The sequence below is a fragment of the Flavobacterium sp. genome, assembly GCF_044349645.1.
In the GTDB taxonomy this organism is placed as follows: Bacteria; Bacteroidota; Bacteroidia; order Flavobacteriales; family Flavobacteriaceae; genus Flavobacterium.
Genome location: NZ_JBIKQP010000004.1, coordinates 65,316 through 89,570 on the forward strand (window position 1 = coordinate 65,316; position 24,255 = coordinate 89,570).

Annotated in this window: 25 protein-coding genes and 1 tRNA gene; 9 read left to right on the forward strand and 17 right to left on the reverse strand. The window is 31.0% G+C overall.

What is annotated here, in order from left to right:
* Entirely contained in the window at nt 1-2,028 is a 2,028-nt protein-coding gene (locus tag AC9UFV_RS01725; protein WP_509572142.1) for a hypothetical protein, read from the reverse strand.
* An 86-nt stretch (nt 2,029-2,114) separates the two neighbouring features.
* Complete coding sequence (fabG, locus tag AC9UFV_RS01730) at nt 2,115-2,861, reverse strand: 3-oxoacyl-[acyl-carrier-protein] reductase (RefSeq protein WP_509572144.1); 747 nt, start codon at nt 2,859-2,861, stop codon at nt 2,115-2,117.
* Nucleotides 2,862-3,054: 193 nt separating this feature from the next.
* Between fabG and AC9UFV_RS01735 the strand changes: the two genes are divergently transcribed.
* From AC9UFV_RS01735 to AC9UFV_RS01750, 4 genes are read left to right on the forward strand one after another with little or no spacing between them, the layout of a single operon-like run.
* Nucleotides 3,055-3,606, forward strand: a complete 552-nt coding sequence (locus AC9UFV_RS01735) for an RNA polymerase sigma factor (RefSeq protein ID WP_509572146.1) — start codon at nt 3,055-3,057, stop codon at nt 3,604-3,606.
* 17 nt (nt 3,607-3,623) lie between these two features.
* Nucleotides 3,624-3,890 (forward strand): hypothetical protein, encoded by a 267-nt coding sequence (locus tag AC9UFV_RS01740; RefSeq protein WP_509572148.1) that lies wholly within the window; start codon nt 3,624-3,626, stop codon nt 3,888-3,890.
* Nucleotides 3,891-3,893: 3 nt separating this feature from the next.
* A complete protein-coding gene (locus tag AC9UFV_RS01745) occupies nt 3,894-4,589 on the forward strand; it encodes a hypothetical protein (protein ID WP_509572150.1) in 696 nt (231 codons plus the stop codon).
* Nucleotides 4,590-4,643: 54 nt separating this feature from the next.
* Nucleotides 4,644-5,828 carry a cytochrome-c peroxidase gene (locus AC9UFV_RS01750; protein ID WP_509572152.1) on the forward strand — a complete coding sequence of 395 codons (1,185 nt, stop codon included), beginning with the start codon at nt 4,644-4,646 and terminating at the stop codon, nt 5,826-5,828.
* A gap of 41 nt (nt 5,829-5,869) precedes the next feature.
* Here the strand turns inward: AC9UFV_RS01750 and AC9UFV_RS01755 are convergent, their stop codons facing one another.
* The 10 genes from AC9UFV_RS01755 to AC9UFV_RS01800 form a co-directional block, all read right to left on the reverse strand.
* A complete protein-coding gene (locus tag AC9UFV_RS01755; RefSeq protein ID WP_509572154.1) occupies nt 5,870-6,298 on the reverse strand; it encodes a hypothetical protein in 429 nt (142 codons plus the stop codon).
* A gap of 78 nt (nt 6,299-6,376) precedes the next feature.
* Nucleotides 6,377-7,249 (reverse strand): succinate--CoA ligase subunit alpha, encoded by an 873-nt coding sequence (gene sucD, locus AC9UFV_RS01760; RefSeq protein WP_509572156.1) that lies wholly within the window; start codon nt 7,247-7,249, stop codon nt 6,377-6,379.
* A gap of 94 nt (nt 7,250-7,343) precedes the next feature.
* On the reverse strand, nt 7,344-7,706 hold the full coding sequence (locus AC9UFV_RS01765) for a nuclear transport factor 2 family protein (RefSeq protein WP_509572158.1): 363 nt from the start codon (nt 7,704-7,706) through the stop codon (nt 7,344-7,346).
* Between the two features lie 2 nt (nt 7,707-7,708).
* A complete protein-coding gene (locus AC9UFV_RS01770; protein WP_509572160.1) occupies nt 7,709-8,638 on the reverse strand; it encodes a UDP-3-O-(3-hydroxymyristoyl)glucosamine N-acyltransferase in 930 nt (309 codons plus the stop codon).
* A gap of 18 nt (nt 8,639-8,656) precedes the next feature.
* Entirely contained in the window at nt 8,657-9,223 is a 567-nt protein-coding gene (gene efp / locus AC9UFV_RS01775; RefSeq protein WP_509572162.1) for an elongation factor P, read from the reverse strand.
* A 46-nt stretch (nt 9,224-9,269) separates the two neighbouring features.
* Nucleotides 9,270-10,055 (reverse strand): acyl-ACP--UDP-N-acetylglucosamine O-acyltransferase, encoded by a 786-nt coding sequence (gene lpxA / locus AC9UFV_RS01780; protein ID WP_509566787.1) that lies wholly within the window; start codon nt 10,053-10,055, stop codon nt 9,270-9,272.
* A 55-nt stretch (nt 10,056-10,110) separates the two neighbouring features.
* On the reverse strand, nt 10,111-11,502 hold the full coding sequence (locus AC9UFV_RS01785; RefSeq protein WP_509572164.1) for a bifunctional UDP-3-O-[3-hydroxymyristoyl] N-acetylglucosamine deacetylase/3-hydroxyacyl-ACP dehydratase: 1,392 nt from the start codon (nt 11,500-11,502) through the stop codon (nt 10,111-10,113).
* Between the two features lie 8 nt (nt 11,503-11,510).
* The gene (gene lpxD / locus AC9UFV_RS01790) at nt 11,511-12,530 is read right to left on the reverse strand and encodes a UDP-3-O-(3-hydroxymyristoyl)glucosamine N-acyltransferase (RefSeq protein ID WP_509572166.1); all 1,020 of its coding nucleotides are present in this window, start codon (nt 12,528-12,530) and stop codon (nt 11,511-11,513) included.
* A 121-nt stretch (nt 12,531-12,651) separates the two neighbouring features.
* Nucleotides 12,652-13,887: an HD domain-containing protein gene (locus AC9UFV_RS01795; RefSeq protein ID WP_509572168.1), complete on the reverse strand. Its 1,236-nt coding sequence runs from the start codon at nt 13,885-13,887 to the stop codon at nt 12,652-12,654.
* Nucleotides 13,888-13,998: 111 nt separating this feature from the next.
* Nucleotides 13,999-16,026 (reverse strand): M13 family metallopeptidase, encoded by a 2,028-nt coding sequence (locus AC9UFV_RS01800; RefSeq protein ID WP_509572170.1) that lies wholly within the window; start codon nt 16,024-16,026, stop codon nt 13,999-14,001.
* Nucleotides 16,027-16,315: 289 nt separating this feature from the next.
* Between AC9UFV_RS01800 and porX the strand changes: the two genes are divergently transcribed.
* From porX to AC9UFV_RS01825, 5 genes are all read left to right on the forward strand, one after another.
* Nucleotides 16,316-17,869 (forward strand): T9SS response regulator signal transducer PorX, encoded by a 1,554-nt coding sequence (gene porX / locus AC9UFV_RS01805; RefSeq protein ID WP_509572172.1) that lies wholly within the window; start codon nt 16,316-16,318, stop codon nt 17,867-17,869.
* A gap of 20 nt (nt 17,870-17,889) precedes the next feature.
* A complete protein-coding gene (gene tsaE, locus AC9UFV_RS01810; protein WP_509572174.1) occupies nt 17,890-18,297 on the forward strand; it encodes a tRNA (adenosine(37)-N6)-threonylcarbamoyltransferase complex ATPase subunit type 1 TsaE in 408 nt (135 codons plus the stop codon).
* 60 nt (nt 18,298-18,357) lie between these two features.
* Nucleotides 18,358-19,551 (forward strand): alanine dehydrogenase, encoded by a 1,194-nt coding sequence (locus AC9UFV_RS01815; RefSeq protein WP_509572176.1) that lies wholly within the window; start codon nt 18,358-18,360, stop codon nt 19,549-19,551.
* A gap of 37 nt (nt 19,552-19,588) precedes the next feature.
* Nucleotides 19,589-19,963: a DUF4258 domain-containing protein gene (locus AC9UFV_RS01820; RefSeq protein WP_509572178.1), complete on the forward strand. Its 375-nt coding sequence runs from the start codon at nt 19,589-19,591 to the stop codon at nt 19,961-19,963.
* A 59-nt stretch (nt 19,964-20,022) separates the two neighbouring features.
* Nucleotides 20,023-20,097, forward strand: a tRNA-Val gene (locus tag AC9UFV_RS01825).
* 40 nt (nt 20,098-20,137) lie between these two features.
* Here the strand turns inward: AC9UFV_RS01825 and AC9UFV_RS01830 are convergent.
* From AC9UFV_RS01830 to AC9UFV_RS01850, 5 genes are all read right to left on the reverse strand, one after another.
* Nucleotides 20,138-20,491 (reverse strand): hypothetical protein, encoded by a 354-nt coding sequence (locus AC9UFV_RS01830; RefSeq protein WP_509572180.1) that lies wholly within the window; start codon nt 20,489-20,491, stop codon nt 20,138-20,140.
* A gap of 205 nt (nt 20,492-20,696) precedes the next feature.
* Nucleotides 20,697-21,113, reverse strand: coding sequence for a hypothetical protein (locus AC9UFV_RS01835; RefSeq protein WP_509572182.1), 417 nt, complete (start codon nt 21,111-21,113; stop codon nt 20,697-20,699).
* A 47-nt stretch (nt 21,114-21,160) separates the two neighbouring features.
* On the reverse strand, nt 21,161-21,319 hold the full coding sequence (locus tag AC9UFV_RS01840; RefSeq protein ID WP_509572184.1) for a lmo0937 family membrane protein: 159 nt from the start codon (nt 21,317-21,319) through the stop codon (nt 21,161-21,163).
* Between the two features lie 115 nt (nt 21,320-21,434).
* Complete coding sequence (locus AC9UFV_RS01845; protein WP_509572186.1) at nt 21,435-21,719, reverse strand: hypothetical protein; 285 nt, start codon at nt 21,717-21,719, stop codon at nt 21,435-21,437.
* A gap of 229 nt (nt 21,720-21,948) precedes the next feature.
* Entirely contained in the window at nt 21,949-24,174 is a 2,226-nt protein-coding gene (locus AC9UFV_RS01850) for a fibrinogen-like YCDxxxxGGGW domain-containing protein (RefSeq protein WP_509572188.1), read from the reverse strand.
* Between the last annotated feature and the right edge of the window lie 81 nt (nt 24,175-24,255).

Consider the following 24,255-nt stretch of genomic DNA (forward strand, 5'->3'; position numbering starts at 1 on the left):
TTATAACATTCCGTTGTATTTTCGAAGGAACCATTCAGTAGCTAGAGAAAGTACTAAGATAATTAAAAGCCAAACCCAATCTATTAAAGGAATTTTCTTTATAATAGATTTTTGAACAGATTTATATTCTTCATTTTCTAATAGCGCTTTTATTAATAAATCAACTTTATCAGGAAATACCAATTGCCCTTTTGTTTCATTTGCCAATTGAGATAATTTTGATAAATCTGGATTTACAAATTGCTTTTCAATATCAAAATCTAATATTTCAAAATAACCTTTGTAAACAGAATTTGAGTTTAGTTCCTTAACTACAAAGTCGTATTTACCGACTTCTAATCCGTCTAAATTCACTTTAAAATCAGTGTTGGATTTCAATAAATCATAAGATTTTTTAGCCTTTGTTTTTATATTAATAACAGTAATATTCAAATTGGCTTTGTCATCAAATTCATAGTTTTTATTGAAGTACTGAGCTGAAATTTCAATTGCATCCCCTGAATTATAAAAACCATCGTGGTTAACAACTAATGATTTCTTCGACGCATTTGAGGCTAAATATTGAATTGTTTTATCAATAAAAGTATCGTATTTCTCATAAGACTTTGTGACAACATGACTTTGCAAACGCCACTTCCAACTATTTTCACCTAATAAATAGGCTGTTCTTTTTCCTTGATTTTCTGAATAAGCCAATAAAGGCGAATTGGTGTTTATATTTCTAATAGAAGAACCCAATAATACATTTACATTTGCAGAAGTTGTAATTATCCCAAATGGATTTTCCAATGGTGGGAATTGACTAAATCCAATGTCTTCTAGATCGAATAAATTAAAATCCTCTCGATACTCTGCAATATAATTTTCAGATTGGGAACTCATCTTAAAAACCAAGTCTTTTTGATTTTGGTTCAAATAGTTAAAATCAGTTTTTGTTCCAGTAAAAATAAATGTATTCAATCCCAAATCGGTATTTTTTTCAAAGAAGGATTTAAATTCAATAGTTGGCTGATATAAAATAGCAATCGTATACTTATTTAAATCATTAATTTCTTTTGGCTTAAGAAGTGTTACTTTACGTTGAGCATTACTTTCAATTGCTCTTTTCAAAGCACCAAGATCCGGATGATTAAATGACGAGATTAATGCTATTTCAGTCCTTTGATCAATTACTTCAACAGCAAAATTATAAGAGTTATTGTAAGTGTTTTTCTCTTTTTCTTTGGATGTAATGCTGGCTTTAAAAATTTGCAATCCTGATTTATCTGCTGGTAAAAGTGCTGAAATCACAACCGATTTCTTTGAAGGAGAAAAAGAAACCACTTGAGAATTTAAAACTGTATTTCCTTGAGAAATTGAAAAATTAGATGTTATTGCTTTTGTTCCAGAATAATTTAAAAATATCTCAACTGGAAATTTATTTTTGTGAAAAGCATACTTATTTGCATTCAACTGACTTACCCTTAAATCTAAATTAGTGGTAGTATCTCCCACCACTATTGGATATACCTTATTATTAGGATCGAATGAAAATACAAAATCATTTCCCGAGGTTTGATTTCCATCTGTTATTAATACTGTAGGAAAAACAGTATTTTTATTGATGCTTTTACTATTCTTTGCAACCGCATCAATGTTTGTTTGTAATCCTTTAAAGTCGAAATTGTCAGAACTTTCAAAATCAGAATCGAAGCGATACGTTTGAATATCAAATTTATCTTTTAAATCAGTATTTGAAATGAATTTTTCGAATAAATCGGTTGCTGTTTTTGTAGCTTTTAAATTAGAAATTGAACTAGAATTATCAACAGCAATTACCAAGGGAGTTTTTACAATTTCAATAGTTTTATTAGAAATAATAGGGTTTATCAATAATAGTAAAACACAGAAAACTGTTAAAAAACGCAAAAAAGCTAAAACCAAATGTACTTTCAATTTGATTTTAGCTTTGTAATAATAGTTATAATAGGAATACGCACCAGCTATTAAAAGGGATAAAAAAATTAACAGAACGGTGTTTGTAGTCATTTATATATCTTGAAAAAATTATGAATTAAAAATCTGTAAATTTTAGAATCTTTGAACTCTTTAAATTTTAGAATCTTTAAATCCTATTATGTTAGCATTCCGCCACAAACATTCAATACTTGCCCCGTCACAAACGAACTCATATCAGATGCGAAAAACAAACAAGCGTTCGCAACATCTTCAGTAGAACCGCCTCGTTTTAATGGAATTCCGTCTCTCCAACCTTTAACTACCTCTTCATTTAATTTTGCTGTCATTTCAGTTTCAATAAAACCTGGAGCGATAACATTACAACGAATATTTCGTGATCCTAACTCTAGTGCAACCGATTTTGAAAATCCAATAACACCTGCTTTCGAAGCCGAATAATTAGTTTGACCTGCATTTCCTTTAACCCCAACTACGCTACTCATATTGATAATTGAGCCCGAACGTTGTTTCAAAAATGTTTTTTGAATCGCTTTAGTCATATTAAAAACTGACTTCAAATTCACGTCAATTACTTTATCAAAATCCTCCTCAGTCATTCGCATCAATAGGTTATCTTTAGTAATTCCCGCATTGTTTATTAATACATCAACTGTTTCAAAATCTTCTAAAACAGCATCAACGAAAGCTTGAGCTTCATTAAAATCGGAAGCATCCGACTGGTATCCTTTTGCTTTTACGCCCATTTCATTAAGTTCTTTTTCCAAAGCCAATGCTGATTCTACAGATGAACTGTAGGTAAAAGCTATATTTGCACCATTTTTAGCGAAAACTTCCGCAATTCCTTTACCAATTCCACGGCTTGCACCTGTGATAATGGCAGTTTTTCCTTGTAATAATTTCATATAATAAATTTATTTCTTTTTGAAGCTATTTCCTGCTGTCATTCCAATCCTCGCAAAAAAGCGAGGGATTTTCCCTTCCATCAGGGCTAAAAAATATTTCGTTCAAATATATAACAATTCCTATTTTAAAAAAAATTCAAACCAAAATTCAAAGCATACCGTATTAAACAATTAATTTTCATACTATTGCAATATGGCATTAGATAATAAAGACTTCGAAAAATTATACAATCAATACAGTGTATTGGTTTATAATTTAGCGCTCAATTATCTGCAAAACGTTGAAGAAGCTGAAGAAATTACTCAAGATGTTTTCATACAAATCAATAATTCACTAAGTAAATTTCAAGAAAAATCATCCCTAAAAACATGGATTTACAGAATAACAATAAACAAATGCCTGGATTTTATCAAACATAAAAACAGCCAAAAAAGGTTTTTTATTTTCGGAAAAAAAAGCCAAAATGAACTTGAGATTTTGAATGTATCCAATTTTGAACACCCTGGAGTTTTGTTGGAAAATAAAGAAAAAGCAAAAGTACTTTTTGATATAATAAATGAACTTGGAGAAAATCAAAAAACAGCTTTTTTACTTTCAAAAGTCGATGGATTGAATAATCCTGAAATTTCTGAAATTATGAATTTAAGTATTTCATCTGTTGAATCCTTAGTATTTAGAGCAAAGACAACCTTGAAAGAAAAATTATCAAAAAAATTTGAAGAATATCGCAAGAATAAAAATTAATATTCGTCTAAATAATTATGAAAGCTGAAAATTGGACACTCGAAATAATGGAAAGTACCAACGGAATGAATAAAGTTCTTCCGTGTAAATTGCTATTTGATAAAATTCAAAACAGAATCAGTCTAGAAAATAGGGTTTCTCATAAATGGATTTTTGTTGCCGCAGCTACATTCGCTTTATTAATTTCAATTAATATTAGTCTTGTCAAGTCAAGTTTAGTCAAATCAAACACTCAAACTGAAAGTGTTATTTCAACAATTTCAAATACGAATCAACTGTACTAAAAAATGGATAAACTAAAATTATTAACCTACTCAGTAATTGGACTTATTCTCTTAAATATAGGAATAATTTGTTTCTTATACATATCAAACCTCAATTCCAATCAAGATGAAAATCGAAGAAGACCTAAAGATATTATTATCGAAAAGTTGCATTTTAACGACAATCAAATAAAAAAATACGAAGTAATTATTGAGGCTCATAAAAAACTTGTTGATTCTTTAAATAAAAATAACAGAGAAATAAAAGCAGAATTATATTCAAAATTAAAACTATCGAATTTTAATGTTAAGGTTAAAGACAGTTTAATTCAATTAATATTGTTGAATCAAAAAAGTATTGAAGAAGCGAATTTTATGCATTTTCAGGACATAAAAAAAATATGTACTAAATCACAACTTGAAGATTTCAATTCATTAACAGAAGAATTAGAAAAATTATTTTCAAATCAAAATAGAAGACCTCGTCCAGAATTTAGACATCCTCCAAGACCTAATTTTGACAATAAAGACAATAAGGCTGAATCAAATTTTTCATCTCCTCCGCCTATGGATGAGCACCGACCGCCACCACCTCCAAGAGATGGTGATCATCCACGAGGACCAAGAGAAGGAAATAGACCTCCGCCGCCACACTGGGGTGAAGATAGACCAGGACAACCTGGTGATGAAAATCGTCCTCCGCCACCTCCTAGAGAATAGATTATTAACTTAGAATATTTAGATGAATAAATTTAATATTAAACAAATCAAATTATGAAAAAATCAATTTCTATATTAATAATTGCATTTTTGGTATTATCATGTAATAACAATGAAGATAGTTACACTGCAATTCCTGAAACGTATCCAGCTGTTCAAGCCCAATTTGGCAATTCGGTTGATTTAAATAATTTAGCTAATTATGCAAACCAAACTGTACCGGCTTATATTACAAAAGATAATAGTGGATTAAACCCAATTTCAAATAAAGGTGCGACTTTAGGGAGAGTTTTGTTTTATGATAAGAAAATGTCTGCCAATAATACCATTTCTTGCTCAAGTTGCCATAAGCAAACGGTTGCATTTGGAGATGATACTGTAGCAAGTACAGGTGTAAATGGAACAACCAGTCGTCATTCAATGCGCTTAATTAATACTCGTTTTTCTGCAGAATCAAAATTCTTTTGGGATGAACGAGCCACCACATTAGAAATTCAAACTACGATGCCAATTAGAGATCATGGTGAAATGGGTTTCAGTGGAACAAATGGCGATTTAACTTTTAATGATTTAATCACAAAATTAAGTGCAGTAAATTATTATAAAGAGCTATTCAAATTTGTTTATGGCACTGAAGAAATAACAGAAACAAAAATTCAATTTGCTTTAGCTCAATTCATTAGAAGTATTCAATCCTTCGATTCAAAATATGATATTGGAAGAGCCTCAGCTCCAAACGACGGAGCAAATTTCAGTAATTTTACTGCACAAGAAAATCTAGGAAAGAACTTATTTTTGACACCTCCCAATTTCAATGCTAATGGGGTAAGAATAGCAGGTGGAATAGGCTGTGCAGGATGTCATAGAGCGCCAGAGTTTGATATTGATCCTAACTCAAGAAACAATGGAATACTTGGGAGGATTTCTGGAGTTGGAGGTATTGATGTAACTAATACAAGAGCTCCTTCATTAAGAGATTTAGTAAAACTTGATGGCACTACTAATGGTCAAATGATGCATACTGGAGGAATAACAACGCTTCAAGCAGCCATTGGGCACTATGGAACAATTAATTTAGCACCTGGAAATAACAATTTAGATCCTAGATTAATGCCTGGAGGAAATGGCCAACAATTGAATTTAAATGCAACAGAAGTAAATGCTGTTATTGCATTTTTGAGAACGCTAACAGGAACAGATGTTTATGTTAATACAAAATGGTCCAACCCATTTAACTAAAAAAATCCCGCTCAAATATAAGAGCGGGATTTTTATTTTATTTAGAATGCTATATTCCACCTTGGTAATTTATTAAACTCTGTTAAAAAGTTTTGAAGTATTTGCCCTTCAATAAACGTAGGTATGATTTTATTCTTTTCATTAAAAGTTTCATACCAATAAACCTCTAATTTATCTATTGACTCTTTTTTCATTTGAGCAGGCCAGGAATATTTACGCCCTGTTTTGGCAAATTGATGTCCGTTTACAATTTTGTCATACAAACCCCCATTTTTGCTTTTTAGAGTCCCATCATTTTGAACGGTACCGGTAGAACCTACCATTATTAGTTCTTTTTCTTCATTTGAAATGTCATAAACTAAGAAAATACCACAAGCGGCATCAGGAGCGTTACAAACTTCTTCAAGGTTATCATTCAAATCAAATTGAAATTGATTCTTATTTTTTATACTTTTTAATTCTTTAAACATACTTATTTATATAATCATTATTATAAAAAAATACCCCACGAAAAACCGTGAGGTATTTTATATTGTTTGTGTTTTGGACTAACCTAAAACTTCTTTTACTTTTTTACCAATTTCTGCTGGAGAGTCAACTACATGAATTCCGTTTTCTCTCATGATACGTTTTTTTGCTTCAGCTGTATCATCAGCACCACCAACAATTGCACCAGCGTGACCCATTGTTCTTCCTTTTGGTGCAGTTTCACCCGCAATAAAACCAACAACCGGTTTGCGATTCCCATCGGCTTTAATCCATTTAGCAGCATCAGCTTCTAATTGACCTCCAATTTCACCAATCATTACGATGCACTTAGTTTCAGGGTCATTCATTAATAACTCAACAGCTTGTTTTGTAGTTGTTCCAATAATTGGGTCACCCCCTATTCCAATTGCAGTAGTAATTCCTAAACCTTGCTTTACTACTTGGTCTGCAGCTTCATAAGTTAATGTTCCAGATTTTGAAACGATACCTACTGTTCCTTTTTTGAAAACAAATCCTGGCATAATACCTACTTTTGCTTCACCTGGAGTAATTACCCCTGGGCAGTTTGGACCTATTAATCTACAATTTTTACCTTTTATATATTGATTTGCTTTAATCATATCAGCAACCGGAATTCCTTCAGTAATGGTAATAATTACTTTAATTCCAGCATCTGCAGCTTCCATAATTGCATCAGCAGCAAAAGCAGGCGGAACAAAAATAATAGTTGTATCTGCACCAACTTGATCTACTGCATCTTTTACAGTATTGAAAACAGGACGGTCTAAGTGAGAAGTACCCCCTTTTCCAGGAGTTACACCACCAACAACATTTGTTCCGTATTCAATCATTTGCGAAGCATGAAAAGTACCTTCACTACCAGTAAAACCTTGAACAATTATTTTAGAATCTTTATTAACTAAAACACTCATGATATTATTATTTTATTTTATTTTTTTTGAACGATGCAAAAGTAAGCTATTGACACTTTAAAGAAAAGTATTTATTACTAATTTTTAAATATTTTTAAACTACTTGACTAATTTGATAACCACGATATAATTTTTCGTCTTTTAACTCCCAAATTACCATGAAATTGGCTAACAAAATGTATTCTCTAGGATTTTCAATTGTCTTTACAGAATGAGCGTATCTTAATGAAACTAAATCGCCTTCTTTTACGATGTGTGATATTTCAACTTTTGATCGAACATAAGACCTGCTTAATTCAGATGCCAATGATAACAAATCCTCTCTATTCATTCGTATAAAACCAGTGCTACTATTCCATTCTAAAAGGATGTCGTCATGTAAATAGGTAGCCAAAACAGATGGATTTATTAACGCTTCTGATTTATAAAAATCAAGAATTATCTTTTTTAAATTCATAACTATTTTAATTTTTGAATTAAATCTGGTATTTTCTTAATATTAGCTAATTGCTTCAATTTTTCACGTGATTCTTCAACTGGTGTACCAAAATAACTCTTACCTCCTTCAATAGATTTTGTTACTCCCGTTTGTCCTAAAACAACAGCTTTAGCTCCAATTGTTATTCCACTTGTAGTTCCAACTTGCCCCCAAAGCGTAACTTCATCCTCAATAATTACGCAACCTGCAATTCCTGTTTGTGAGGCAATTAGGCATTTTTTTCCAATTACAGTATCGTGACCAACATGTACTTGATTGTCAATTTTAGTACCTTCCCCAATAACGGTATCTCCCGTAACGCCTTTATCTATGGTACAAAGAGCGCCAATTCCAACATTATTTTGAATTACTACTCTACCCCCAGAAATCAATTGATCGAACCCACTTTCTCTTTTTTTATAATAAAAAGCGTCTGCACCCAATATAGTTCCTGCATGAATGATCACATTATCACCAATAACAGTATGATCATATATTGAAACATTGGAATGTATCAAACAATTTTTTCCAATAGTTACATTATTACCAATAAATGTATTAGGTTGAATAACAGTGTCATCGCCTATTTTTGCTGAAGTAGAAATTGAACTATTTGAAGATTTAAAAGGCTTAAAATAATTGGTTAATTTATTGAAATCTCTAAAAGGATCATCTGAAATCAATAATGCTTTTCCTGTTGGGCAATCAACATTTTTATTTATTAAAACTATTGTTGCTTTAGATTGTAAAGCTTTGTCATAATACTTTGGATGATCTACAAAAACGATATCGCCATTCTCAACCACATGAATTTCATTCATTCCGGTAACAGGAAAATTAGAATCACCAACAAATTCACACCCAATTATAGCTGCAATTTCATGAAGTGGATACGTTTTTGGAAATTTCATTTAAATAAAACTCTATTATTATTCTTTTACACGTTCCATGTAAGAACCAGTAGCTGTGTCAATTTTAATTTTATCACCTTCGTTTATAAATAAAGGTACATTTACTGAAGCACCTGTTTCTACTTTTGCAGGTTTGGTAGCATTTGTTGCAGTATTTCCTTTAACTCCTGGTTCTGCATATGTTACTTCAAGAACTATTGATGAAGGCATATCTACTGATAATGGTAAATCCGTTTCTGTATTTATTTGAACCATCACAATAGTTCCTTCTTTTAACAAATCTGGAGCATCAAGAGTTTTTTTATCTAATGTAATTTGTTCATAGGATTCAACATTCATAAAATGAAATTGATCTCCTTCAGCATATAAAAATTGGAATGAATGAGTTTCAACTCTAACTTCATCAATTTTATGACCTGCAGAAAATGTATTATCAAGTACTTTTCCATTTGATAAACTTCTTAATTTAGTTCTCACGAAAGCCGGTCCTTTACCCGGTTTGACATGTAAAAATTCAATGATTTTATAAATATCATTATTATATTTAATACACAATCCGTTTTTAATATCTGATGTAGATGCCATTTTTATTTTTATTTATTGATTTGTTATTTTTAAATTAAACTAATTATTAAAAATTACCAGAATAACCTTTCATAATTCCTCTTGATGAATTTCTAATAAAATCGATAATTTCGTCTCTTTCTGGAGTTGCTTCCATTTCAGCTTCAATTATCCCTACAGCTTGAGTTGTATTGTAATTTTTTTGATACAATGTTCTGTAAATTTCTTGAATTTCTCTAATTTTTTCAGTTGTAAATCCTCTTCTTCTTAAACCAACAGAGTTAATTCCAACATAAGATAGTGGTTCTTTAGCAGCTTTAGTATAAGGAGGAACGTCTTTTCTAACTAGCGAACCACCAGAAATCATAGCGTGATCACCAATATTTATAAATTGATGAATAGCAGCCAAACCTCCAATAATAGCATAATTACCTACGGTTACATGTCCTGCAAGTGCTACTCCGTTTACAATTATTGCGTTGTCACCAATATGACAATCGTGAGCGATGTGAGCTGTAGCCATTACTAAACAATTGTTTCCAAGTGTAGTCTGACCTGAAGCGATTGTCCCTCTATTGATAGTTACACATTCACGAATTGTGCAATTATCGCCAATTATTGCTAACGAATCTTCACCCCCAAATTTTAAATCTTGTGGTACTGCTGAAATTACTGCTCCTGGAAAAATATTACAATTTTTACCAATTCTAGCACCTTCCATAATTGTTACATTGGATCCTATCCAAGTTCCATCACCAATAACCACATTATTATGAATGGTTGTAAATGGTTCAATTACAACATTTTTTGCAATTTTGGCACCTGGATGTACGTAGGCTAATGGTTGATTCATTTTCTTATATTTATCGTTTAACTATTCAATTAGATTAAAATCCTATTGAAGTATATTATTGTTTTTTAGCAATTTGTGCCATTAATTCTGCTTCTGCAACTAATTTACCATTTGCATAAGCATTGGCTTGCATGTGACAAATACCTCTTCTAATAGGAGTTATTAATTCACATTTAAAGATTAAAGTGTCACCTGGTAATACTTTATGCTTGAATTTAACATTATCTATTTTCATAAAATAAGTTAAATAATTTTCAGGATCAGGAACAGTACTTAATACTAAAATACCTCCGGTTTGCGCCATTGCTTCCACAATAATAACTCCTGGCATTACTGGTGCTCCTGGAAAATGTCCAACAAAAAAACTTTCGTTCATGGTAACATTTTTCATTCCAACAATATGATTATCAGACATTTCAATAATTCTGTCGATAAACAAAAAAGGAGGTCGGTGCGGTAGAATATTCATAATATTATGAATATCCATTAATGGCTCGAGATTTAAATCATAAGTTGGAACATGATTGCGTTGCTCAATTTTAATCATTTTTGCCATTTTTTTTGCGAATTGAGTATTAACAAAATGACCCGGTTTATTGGCAATTACCTTACCTTTTATTCTAGTACCAATCAATGCCAAATCACCTATAACATCCAACAATTTATGTCTTGCCGCTTCATTTGGATAATGCAAAGTTAAATTATCTAAAATACCATTTGGTTTAACAGAGATTTTTTCTTTGCCAAAAGCCTTCTTTAAATTTTCCATTGTGGTTTCAGAAATGTCTTTATCCACATAAACAATAGCATTATTTAAATCTCCCCCTTTAATTAATCCATTGTCTAATAATGATTCTAATTCATGAAGGAAACTAAAAGTTCTAGATTCTGATATTTCTTTTTTGAAATCGGATATGGATTTTAACGTTGCATTTTGAGTTCCTAATACTTTTGTGCCAAAATCTACCATTGTAGTAATTTGATATTCTTCACTTGGCATTACAATAATTTCACTTCCTGTAGTTTCATCTGTAAATGAAATGATTTCTTTAACAGTATAATAATTTCTGTATGCGTCTTGCTCAACAATACCAGCATTTTCTATAGCTTCAACAAAATATTTTGAAGAACCGTCCATAATTGGGAGCTCCGAAGAATCTAATTCAATTGTCACGTTGTCCAAATCACAACCTACTAAAGCCGCTAAAACATGTTCTGGAGTTTGAATTTTTACACCTAATTTCTCTAAATTAGTTCCGCGTTGTGTGTTTACCACATAATTAGCATCTGCTTCAATAACAGGAGAACCTTCCAAATCAATTCTAACAAAAGAAAAACCACTGTTTATTGGCGCTGGTTTAAAAGTCATTTTAACTTCTTTTCCAGTATGTAAACCAACTCCACTTAGAGAAACTTCTTTGCCAATTGTATTTTGTTTGACCGTCATTGTATAACTTATTTACTGTTTAATTTTAATTTTTCTAAATCATCTACAATCGTAGGTAAATTTTTAAAATGAGCATATGATTTATAATATTCTTTATAAGACATTGCGGGATTTCCTTGAAGGATTTCACCGTCTTTGACACTTTTTGTAACTCCTGTTTTTCCTTGAATATGCACGTTATTACCAACAGTTATATGTCCTGCAAATCCAACTTGTCCGCCTATCATACAGTTTTTTCCTATTTTTGTTGAACCCGCAATTCCTGTTTGGGCTGCAATTACAGTGTTTTCACCAATTTCCACATTGTGACCTACTTGAATTTGATTGTCCAACTTTACTCCTTTTCGAATAATTGTTGATCCCATTGTAGCTCTATCAATAGTGGTTCCAGCACCTATATTTACGTTGTCTTCTATAATTAAATTGCCAATTTGTGGTATTTTACTATATGTTCCATCCTGATTTGGTGCAAACCCAAAACCATCACCTCCTAAAACTGCTCCAGAATGTACAGCTACATTATTGCCAATTTCTGTTTCTGAAAAAACTTTTACTCCAGCAAAAATAATAACATTATTACCAATCACAACATTATCGCCGATAAAACAATTTGGGTAAATTTTTACATTATCTCCCAATATAACATTAGTTCCGATATACGTAAAACTACCTAAATAAAAATTATCACCATACTTCACGTTTTCAGAAATTACAGAGGGTTGTTCGATACCAACCTTATTAGATTTTGCTTGATTGTAAAATTCTAATAATTTAGAAAATGAAAGGTAGGCATCTTCAACTTTAATGAGCGTAGTGGCAATTTCTCCTTCAGGAACAAAGGTTTTATTTACAATAGTAATTGTGGCCTTAGTAGTATAAATGTAGTTATTGTATTTTTTATTGGATAAAAAAGTCAATGATCCTTCAGCTCCCTCTTCAATTTTTGATAATTTAGATACTTCAGCATTTGGATTTCCAACTACCTCTCCTTCTAAAATTTCCGCTATTTGTTCCGCTGTAAATTTCATCTGAATCAAATTAATTGTTTAGATTATTTAGAAAGAACTGAATATTTGTAGCTGTTTTAATCATTAGATATTTATTGGCTTTTTTAACATTACAAAAATATAAAAAAATAGTAATTATTATTTAACTTTTTATCAGTTGTTTTGGAAAACATAAATAATATTTTGTCACTTCTTTTGATATTGATTTTAAATTGAGTTGATCAGAAGCTTCAACTACATCTTCAACGGTATTGTCTTTTTTAAGAATTCTAATTGGCTCTGCTTGAACACTGTAGGCTTGATTTTTTATTTTCCCTTTAAAAATAAAGTAACTTGAATCTTGAATAGATATTTGATTTTCTGTTGAAAAAGTTTGTTGAAGTGATTCTAAATCCGCTTTCGAGAATTTTTCACCGTTCAATTTTATCTTCAATAAATCTCTATTAATTATCATTTTACTCAAATTACTTAAAATAAAATCTTCGTTATTGATCCAAGATTTTAGCGCGCTAATAATGTCAAAATCGTCCAAATTAGCAAATTTATCCAAAGTTTCATTATCAAATGAGGCCAACGAAATCTTATTATTCATAAAATAACGTAACGATTCACTACAATTTAAAACAATACCTTTTTGAGTCAATTCTTTAGCTCTTTTTAAAACTTTAGTCAAAATCAACTCTGCAACCAAACTAGTTTTATGAAAATAAACTTGCCAGTACATTAATCTCCTTGCCATTAAGAATTTCTCTACCGAATAAATTCCTTTTTCTTCTATAACCAATTGATCGTCAACTACGGTCATCATTTGAATTAAACGGTCAGAACTGATGTTTCCTTCAGCAACTCCCGAATAAAAACTATCTCTTTTTAGATAATCCATTCGATCCATATCTAGCTGACTGGAAATCAATTGAAGCATGAATTTTCTATGATAATCGCCTTTAAATATTTGTATAGCTAAGCTTAATTTCCCTTCAAATTCTGTGTTTAATTTATTCATAAACAACAAAGAAATTGCTTCGTGATTTACATCTTCAACGATGCTATGTTCCATTGCGTGTGAAAACGGACCGTGACCAATATCGTGCAATAATATGGCTACAAGTAAAGCATTTTCCTCCTCTTCGGAAATAGAAACTCCTTTAAAACGTAGTACTTCAATGGCTTTTTGCATAATATGCATGCAACCTAGAGCATGGTGAAAACGAGTGTGATGCGCCCCAGGATAAACCAAATAAGACAAACCCATTTGGGAAATTCTTCGCAACCGTTGAAAATAAGGATGTTGAATTAAATCGTAAATAAATGGATTTGGAATAGAAATAAACCCATAAATAGGATCGTTTAATATTTTTAATTTATTGATTTGATTCACTTTCTATTGGGTTTTGTTGTGCAAATATAAACAATTATCACTTTTTTAAAATTGAAATTTTAACAAAAAAAAGACCGCACTAAGTACGGTCTCATAAATTTCCAAATAAATTTACCAAATAACAACTCTAAGTGAATCTGGTTGGTACATTTTATTACCTGGTTTTACATTGAATGCTTTGTAAAATTCAGGAATGTTACTCAAAGGACCGTTAATTCTAAATTGCGCTGGCGCATGAACATCGGTCATAATTTGTGATGCCAAGGCCTCATCTTTAGTGTTTACCATCCAAGCATAACCATAAGCAAGGAAAAAACGTTGATCGGGAGATAAATTGCTTATTTTTTGATTATTTTTAAATTGAGCTGTTTTCTTGAAAGCCTCATAACCCATTACTACACCGCCTAAATCCGCAATATTTTCTCCTTGTGTAGCTTCACCGTTAATGTGTTTGTTGCCTAAAACAGTATATTTATTAAACTGAGAAACAATCAACTTTGTTTTGGCTTGGAATTTTTTCAAATCTTCTGGTGTCCACCAATTATTCAAATTTCCATTTTCATCATATTGACTTCCTTGATCATCAAAACCATGTGTGATTTCATGTCCAAAAGTCGACCCACCTATTATTCCATATAAAATTGCATCGTCAGGCATTCTTCCTTCAAAACCTGGAACGATAATATTACAAGCAGGAACTACAATTTCATTATTACTTGGATTATAATAGGCATTGTAGGTTTGCGGATTCATGCTCCATTCGGTTCTGTCTACAGGTTTACCATATTTATTGATCATGTCTTTATAGCTCCAAATATTCGCTTGAATAACATTACCACAATACGATTTTCTATCAATTTTCATTGAGCTCATGTCTTTCCATTTGTCTGGATAACCTACTTTCATTACAATTTTACTCAACTTTTTTAACGCTTTTACTTTTGTTGCTTCGCTCATCCAATCGAGTTTTTTGATATGATCAGCATAAACATCTCGAATATTATTACCAATTTCTAACAATTTCTCTTTTGAGCCTTTCGGCAAATATTCAGCAACGTAAACCTGCCCAATTAACTCCCCAAGATAATTGTCTGTTTGCCCCACTACCCTTTTCCATCTTGGTTTTTGCTTAGAAACACCATTCATAACTGTTGAATAAAATTTGAAATTTTGTTTTTCGATATCGCTATTTAAGTAAGCTGCATATGAATTTACTAAATCCCATTTCAAGTATGTTTTCCAATCTTCGATAGAATAACTTTTTACTAAAGTATTTAAAGCATTGTAAAACTCCGGTTGGCCAACAATAACTGAATCAACTTTTGCAACTCCAAGCACAGGAAACATTGAATTCCAATTGATATTTGGTGTTATTTTCCCCAAACTTGCAACAGTCATTTTGTTGTAATTTTTTATTGGATCTCGAAGGTCTTCTAATTTTCTTGAGGCTTTTGCCAAATCGGTTTCCAATTTCATAATTGAGGTAGCACTTGCTTCATTTTGACCAATTAATTTCAGCATTGCTTGAAGGTGTTTTACATATTCCGTTCTGATTTTTACTGTTTGTTCATCAGTGTTGAAATAGTAATCGCGATTTCCAAGTCCTAAACCACCTTGACCTAAAAATAGAGCGTATTTAGTACTGATTTTATCATCTTGACCTAAGTAAAATGAAAATGCTGGGCTTGCGCCAATGGTGTGAAGATGTGCGATTGATGTTACTAATGATGGAACATCTTTAATAGCGTCGATTTTAGCAAACTCCGATTTTAAAGGTGAAATTCCGGCTTTATTGATAGCGATTGTATCCATTCCAGAAGCATAGAAATCTCCGATTTTTTGTTTGTTACTTCCTTTTTCAGCAGACTCATCTTGAGCTGATTTTTCACAAATCTGCTTGATTTGATTGTTTATTGTGTCGGCAATTGTTCGGAAAATCCCGTTGCTTTGTTCCGTTGAAGGAATTGGATTCTTTTTAAACCAACCGCCATTGGCATATTTAAAAAAGTCATCGGCAGGATTAACCAGGGTATCACGATTGGTAACTAATGGATCAGATAATTCAACTTCTTTTTTATTGCAGCTTATTAAATTTAAACTTGCTACAACAAGGATTACTAGTATTCTTGAGTTTTTCATAATGCTAAATATTTAGTTTTTGGAAATTCAAATTTAGAGATTAAAATTGGTTTGCGCTAAAATAAATTTGATTAATGAAATGCAAAATTCTATAAAATGAATAATCATCAAATAGAAATCGAAACGATTTTAGCCCTGATTGCAGTGAACTCCCTCGCTTTTTAGCGAGGAGTGGAACGGAAAGCAGGAAATAGCTCCAAAAAATTACAATAAATTTAAGAAGTTAGCGTTGAAAAAGTGTTAATTTGCTGCATTATTTTTAATAGATAATTGAACTAATAAAAGCGACATGGATAAGATCAAAATACTTTGGGTTGATGACGAAATTGAATTGTTAAAGCCACATATTTTATTTTTAGAAATGAAGAATTACCATGTTACGAGTTGTAATAATGGTCGTGATGCTATTGAAATATTTGAGGAAGGCAATTTTGATATTGTATTTCTAGATGAAAATATGCCGGGAATGAGCGGATTGGAAACCTTGTCGGAAATGAAGGAAAAAAAGTCGGCAACCCCAATGATTATGATCACTAAGAGTGAGGAAGAATATATAATGGAGGAAGCGATTGGGTCGAAAATCGCCGATTATTTGATTAAGCCGGTCAATCCGAATCAGATATTATTGAGTTTGAAAAAGAATTTAGACCATTCTAGATTGATATCTCAAAAAACAACGATGGATTACCAGAAGGAATTTAGAAAAATTTCAATGGATATGGCAATGGTAAATTCATATGAAGATTGGATTGAATTGTATAAAAAATTAATTTTCTGGGAATTAGAATTAGAAGATATCAATGATCACAGTATGATTCAGATATTGGAATCTCAAAAAGTGGAAGCAAATTCGCAGTTTGGAAAGTTTATTGAGCGAAATTACGAAGATTGGTACGAACCTAAAGCGGACAAACCGGTTTTGTCACACAATTTATTTCGTGAATTGGTCGTTCCTGAAATCACTAAAAAAGACAAGCCTATTTTATTTGTGGTAATTGATAATTTGCGTTATGATCAATGGAAAGTTTTTGAAAGTGTGGTAAATAACCACTATAAATTAGAGAAAGAAGTTCCTTATTATGCTATTTTACCTACTGCAACTCAATATGCTAGAAATGCCATTTTCTCAGGATTAACGCCGCTTGAAATGGAAAAACAATTTCCACAATATTGGAAAAACGATCCTGATGAAGGAGGAAAAAACTTATATGAAGCTGATTTTTTAACAGCACATTTAAAACGTTTAGGATTAAACATTAAACAAGATTACTTTAAAATTACCAATTTAGCTTCAGGCAAAAAATTAGTTGATAATTTCAAAACCTATAAGAATAACGACTTGGTAACGGTGGTTTACAATTTTGTTGACATGCTTTCACATGCGAAAACCGAAATGGATGTAGTGAAAGAATTGGCTTCAGATGACAAAGCGTATCGCTCTTTGACACTGAGTTGGTTTAAGAATTCGCCTTTATTAGAAATCATCCAACAAGCACAAAAACTAGGGTTCAAATTGATAATTACAACAGACCATGGAACGATAAATGTTAAAAATCCTTCGAAAGTAATTGGGGATAAAAACACGAGTTTGAACTTGAGATATAAAACTGGAAGAAGTTTGTCTTACGAAGATAAAGATGTTTATGCTGTTAAAGACCCTAGAAAAGTAGGTTTACCAGCAATAAATATGAGTAGCTCCTATATTTTTGCAAAAAATGATTATTTTTTAGCTTATGTAAATAATTACAATCATTATGTAAGTTATTATAGAAATACTTACCAGCACGGCGGAATTTCATTGGAAGAGATGATTGTTCCGTTTTTAGTAATGAATCCAAAATAATAATTGATAATATAAATAGAATGGAAGTTGTTTTTTCATTGGAAGAAATTGATAATGTTGCACAAATAATATTAGCTCAAAATCCTAACAAAGTCTTATTATTTAATGGGAATATGGGGGTTGGGAAAACTACTTTAATAAAAAGTTTGAGTCAGAAATTAGGAGTAATTGGAAATACAAGTAGTCCAACTTTTTCTTTAGTTAATGAATATCAAACCTATGATAATCAACTAGTTTACCATTTTGATTGTTATCGTTTAAAAACTGAAGTAGAAGCTTTGGACATGGGAATTGACGACTATTTATATTCTGGAAATTGGTGTTTTATTGAGTGGCCAGAAAAGATAGAAAGCTTGATTCCCGAAAAGTGTTCTACAATAAATATTGAGATTTTACCAAATGGATTTAGAAAATTGATTTATAAATAATTTCGATAATTGATTATTTCACATAATTTTTTATAAATTTATATTTTAATTAAATAATCAATGGCCATTACCCCTTTTTCTAAGTCGCAATTACTTCCGCAAGAGGAAAAATTAGAAATTTCTAAGCAGCGAAGTGATCTTTTTATAGGTATTCCAAAAGAATCAAGTTATCAAGAGCGAAGAATTTGTTTGACTCCAGACGCAGTAAATTCCTTGGTATCTGAAGGTCACCGAGTGATGATAGAATCGGGAGCTGGTTTAAGCGCTAGTTATACCGATCAAGAGTTTAGTGATGCTGGTGCAGAAATAACTGCTGATACAAAAAAAGTTTTCAGTTGTCCTATGTTATTGAAAATATCCCCTTTATCTATAGAAGAAATTGAGTTGGTTAATCCAGAAACGATTGTGATTTCTGCTATTCAGTTAAAAACTAGAAACAAAGATTATTTTGAAGCACTTGCCAAGAAGAAAATAACCGCATTAGCATTTGAATATATAAAAGACGAAGATGGCACTTACCCAGCTGTTAAGTCATTAAGTGAAATTGCAGGAATTGCTTCGGTATTAATCGCTTCAGAATTAATGATAAACAACCAATTCGGAAAAGGATTGTTATTCGGAAATATTACAGGTGTTCCGCCTACAGAAGTAGTGATTTTGGGCGCTGGAACTGTTGGTGAATTTGCTGCTAAAAGCGCGTTAGGATTGGGAGCAAGCGTAAAAGTATTTGACAATTCAATTACCAAATTACGAAGATTACAAAACAATTTAAACCAACGCATATTTACTTCTACAATTCAGCAAAAAGCGTTATTAAAAGCCTTAAGACGCTGTGATGTGGCGATTGGTGCTATGAGAGGAAAAGAACGTTGTCCGGTTGTTGTATCAGAAACTATGGTTGAATTAATGAAAAAAGGTTCTGTTATTGTCGATGTAAGTATTGATACTGGAGGTTGTTTTGAAACTTCTGAAGTGACAACTCATGAAAAACCAACTTTCATAAATCATGAGGTTATTCATTATTGTGTACCAAATATTCCTTCTAGATATTCAAAAACGGCATCTCTTTCAATAAGCAATATAATTACCCCTTTCCTACTCCAAATTGCTGAAGATGGTGGCATTGAACGCGCCATTAGATACAACAACGGATTAAAACACGGCGTTTATACTTATCATGGAATATTAACAAATAAGGCTATTGGCGAATGGTTTAATTTAAATTACAGTGATATCAATTTAATTGTATTTTAAGCTCACTTTCACTTACATTTGCAAAAAAAAATAAAAAATGAAATTTTATCAACGATTTGCATATTATCTAGTCGGATTGATTATTGGTTGCTTTTTTGTGGCAATGGTATTAAGCGGTAAGGATACTCGATGTAATTATTTTCCAAATGCTAGAGTTTTAAATGATCTTAGCACTAAACCATTTAATTTGTCTCCTGAAGCTTCTAAAAAGCTAGATGAAAAATGGGTAACCATGGCAGATATCAAAAATACTTTGAAATATGGTGATGTGGATTTTGATAAAAGCAATATTAAATATGAATCAGGGAAAATCTATATTGTGGAGGGAAAAACGACTTCTAATGTTCAAATAACACTAGAATTTATTAATTACCCAGATAAAGTTGTTTTAAAAGACATCATTAAAAAGTAATTTTTATTGAATAATAGTTGCAAATACAAATTCTAAATGTATATTTGCACTCCTATTTAGGGCGATTAGCTCAGCTGGTTCAGAGCACCTCGTTTACACCGAGGGGGTCGGGGGTTCGAACCCCTCATCGCCCACAAAAAAAGACAAACTAAAAAGTTTGTCTTTTTTTTTGATTTAATCTTTATGGATTTCAATAAAATCAATAATCGATTTAATTTCTTTTTTGGTCTTTTTTAGTCCTTCTGAAATATTTATTGAATAGGCGTATTCTAGATTATCAAATGATAAAGTTGGATCAGAATAAATAATAATTAACGAAAAATTTCTATTATAAAGTGGAATTACATCAACTAAATCTGATGATTCGTAAACAAAAACAAATATCAATTCCGAGTTTTCTATTTCAAATTCCTCAATTGAACTAGAGCTGCTATAATTCTGAATATTATAATTTGAATAATTACTTGCTTCAAATATATTTTTTGAAACTTCCCCTCTATCTACTACCAAAATAGTATTAATCAGCATATTAATTCGACTAAACTGTTAGGAATAAAATCAATAACCTAAGTTTTCTAAATTAGTATTGTTTATTCTGAATGTAAAATTAATGAGGTAAGGTTAAAACAATATACTAATTAACGACGGCAACTATTAAATTTTGATATTTATTTTAAAAAAAAAGGCTACAAAAATGTAGCCTTTAAAAACATATCTATCAAAAATTATTGGTTTATAAAACCAAATAACTTCCTGGATAATGAATTGCTGGATCATCTTCTGCTGTTACAAAAATCCTTTTAGGTTTTGATGAAGAAACGGTTTCAAACTTAATTTTAAGTTTTGATGATACTACAATCTGTCCTAAATTAATAGGATTAGAACTTTGATCCGATTCCAACCAAACCACATAAGCTGCCTTTGATGGTTGTAATCTATTAGGTTCAGCCAAATAGGCAATCTCTAATTTGATAACATAATTATTGTTCTTATCCTTTGAATAAGTTACATTTCCTCTCGCTGCTGGCACTTGTGCAGAGGTTTGAAATGGAATTTTCTTAGCACACCCGACCAAATTAAAAATCAATAGAATTGAAGATAGAATCAAAACAATTGACTTTAAACTAAAATTACTTTTATAGATTGTCATTGATTTAATTTTTCATTTGATTTTTTTTTAAATGTGAATTTGGTAATTTATTTTGAAATACTTTTTCCGTTAATAATCCTTAATAAAATAGCAATTACGGCAATTACTAATAAGATATTTATGATGTTTCCTGCGTTATAAACAAAGAATCCCAATGCCCAAAATATAACTAGAAGTACTGCAAAAACATAAAGTAAGTTGTTCATAATATTATAGTTTACTGATTAAAACGGTAGTTTTATTATAAGACAAATGTTGCGCTTTTAGGATTCATAAATGTTACATAAATGAACAGTTAATTTATATAATTCTTAGTGCTTGTTAAAGAATTAGAATTAGCAATAAAATAATAATTATTATTGCTCCTATAGATAAGTAAACGCCGTTATTGGTGGTTCTTAATTGACTTTTAATTGTTTTAATTTCTTTACGAAGTTCTTTTTTTTGAACTGAATTCAAATTGGATTTATCCATTGCTTTAATTTCATCCAATCGATTGAACATTGCCTGAACTTCAATTGGAACTTCTTTTGGATTCTCGATAATTATTGGGACTTTTTCAGAAGCATAAATGCGAGTTTGAAAAATGTTTAATAGCAATACCATTGCTATAAATAAATAAATAGATTGATTTTTTCATTTTTAAGTTATTTTAATTGTTGTTTATAATGAAATAGTGATAAATGAATAACCCTAACTTATGACAACAAAGGTTGTACTATTACTTAAAAACCTATTTACATTAAAAGAAAAAAGAATTACATTATTACTATTTTAAGAATAAAAAATCCCTACTGCTTTCACAGTAGGGATAAAGTATAATGAAATAATTATTTTATCTCACCCAATACCAGATAATTCCTGGTTCTGAATTTCCACAACAACCTAACCAAGGAGCTGGAGAAAAGTAAGTTCCAATTAAAGTACCCCACCATTGATTTCCTGGTTCAGAACTGGTAGTAATGAATCCTGGTCCATTGGCATAGTACCATGGTAATCTTTGTTCAATACCAGTATCATTATATTGCCAATTTCCAAAAGTGGTATTCAATGTTACATCTGTTTGATTATTTGAGGTATTAACAAAACTATAAGCTTGATTAGCTGTCCAAATACCACCCCAATTTCCTCTAGTGGTTGCATCTAACATATATTGAAACCCACTAGCACTCTTTTTAATATAATCAGCATAAGAGATGATAGAATACTGACCATTAATAGTCGGATTATTTGCGTTTCTCAAAATTGCATTGGTTCCATCCCAACCTGAATTATTATTGTTGCACATAATCAATGTCCATCCTCCTCCATCGGTTGTCATGTCAGCATAAATTTGGAAAGGGGAACCACTATTTATATTTTCATTTGAAATCCAATACAATCCATCAACGGAATTTGGATAATCTCTTTTAATTTGATAGGCACTAGATCCTGGATTAGATTGTGATGAGCCGTTCCCACCTCGCTCTAACCACGTTCCACATAAAGCACTAATTGTAACTGTTAGGTTTCTAGTTGCACAACCATTAGTAACATTTACAAGATAGACATTAGAAGAATTATTACTATAATTTGCAGCACTATTAAAATTAAGCACATTATTATTTGCAATTGAAAACAAACCTTGATTTGTACCACCACTTATTGTCCAATTGGATTGAGCTGATAAAGTAGTGACTAATGTTGAACCATTTAATAATTTTATTGAACTTGAACTAGTTGTTTGGATGCAAGATAGATAATTTGCACTATTTCGTTGTGTTAAACCACCCTCATTACCATTAGAATCAAATATAGAATTAGCTACTGGAATTACAGTAAGAAGTTCCGAACCATTGGTTGTTCCGCTAATATTTATACCCAATGTATAAACATTCCCATCTGATGATATACTTGTAGGAGTAGTTGATACTAAAGTTGCATTACCACCAGATAAAGAAAATTGAAAATCATTAACGTCAAGCGATCCTGTTCCATTATTTGTACTGAAAACACTTCGATTCATAGTAACAGTAACTATACTATTTACAAGAGAGTGACTAACAGAAGTTATAAAATTATCTAAAGTATTTGAAGAAATAACAGCAGGACTTCCAGACCAATTAGTACCATTATTTGAGAAAATGTTATTTATAATAGTAGTCTTTGCATTATAGTTTGCGTTACCACCTGGATTTATAACAGTTCCTGTATTGTTTGTAAATGTATTACCATCAAATAAGGTGTTGTTAGCTGAAATAGTAGCATTATTTCCCCAAGAATTAATTCCAATCCAACTACTAAAAATAAATAATGTTCCTGATGTGTTATTAGTAAAAGTAGAATTTAATATTTGATATCTATTAACACCTCTAAAATTACCGATTTGTCCTGAGTTATTTGAAAAACTACAATTATCTAATTTTACATACCTTTCTGTTCTAAAAATAGTTCCGGTATTACTTGTAAATGAAGAATTGGTTACGGTAATTCTATTGGTGTAATCAGTTAAAGTAGAAGATGTAGTTGATGGAGTTGAACCCCAATCACTTCCGAACAATTGATAACTTGAATTGGAATTAATAGTTGAATTTGTAATAGTTATTGTGGAATTGTTTGCTGAAAAAAAAGCAATACCATTATTATTATTGGTTACTATAATATCAGACGCAATAAAATTTGAACTATTAGCATAAAAAATAGTGCCATTTCCACCACTATTTTGAATAAATTTCAAATCTGAAATAGTTAAGGTTTTGCCCGCAGCCACACTAAACATAGTATATGAATTTGCGCCAGAAATAGTAAAAAGGTTTGCGCCAGATCCTATAATTGTCAAATCATTAACAATTTGAGGTAAATTTGATGTTAAAGTCAAAGTCCCTGTTAATCCAGATGTAAAATCAATTTGTGTTATTGTTGGATCTGAATTTGCGGAATTTATAGCCCATCTTAAAGTTCCCGAACTACCATCGTCACTTGTACTAGTTACAGTAATATTACTTAAACTGTTAGAAAAAATTGTTAACGAGTTTAATAACATTAACAATAAAAGTGATGACTTAAATAAAAGATTTTTCATAAATTCAATTTTATATTACAAATAATAAATATTCTAAATGGTTAGAATAAATAGGTTAAACTTAAAATATAATTAATTGGA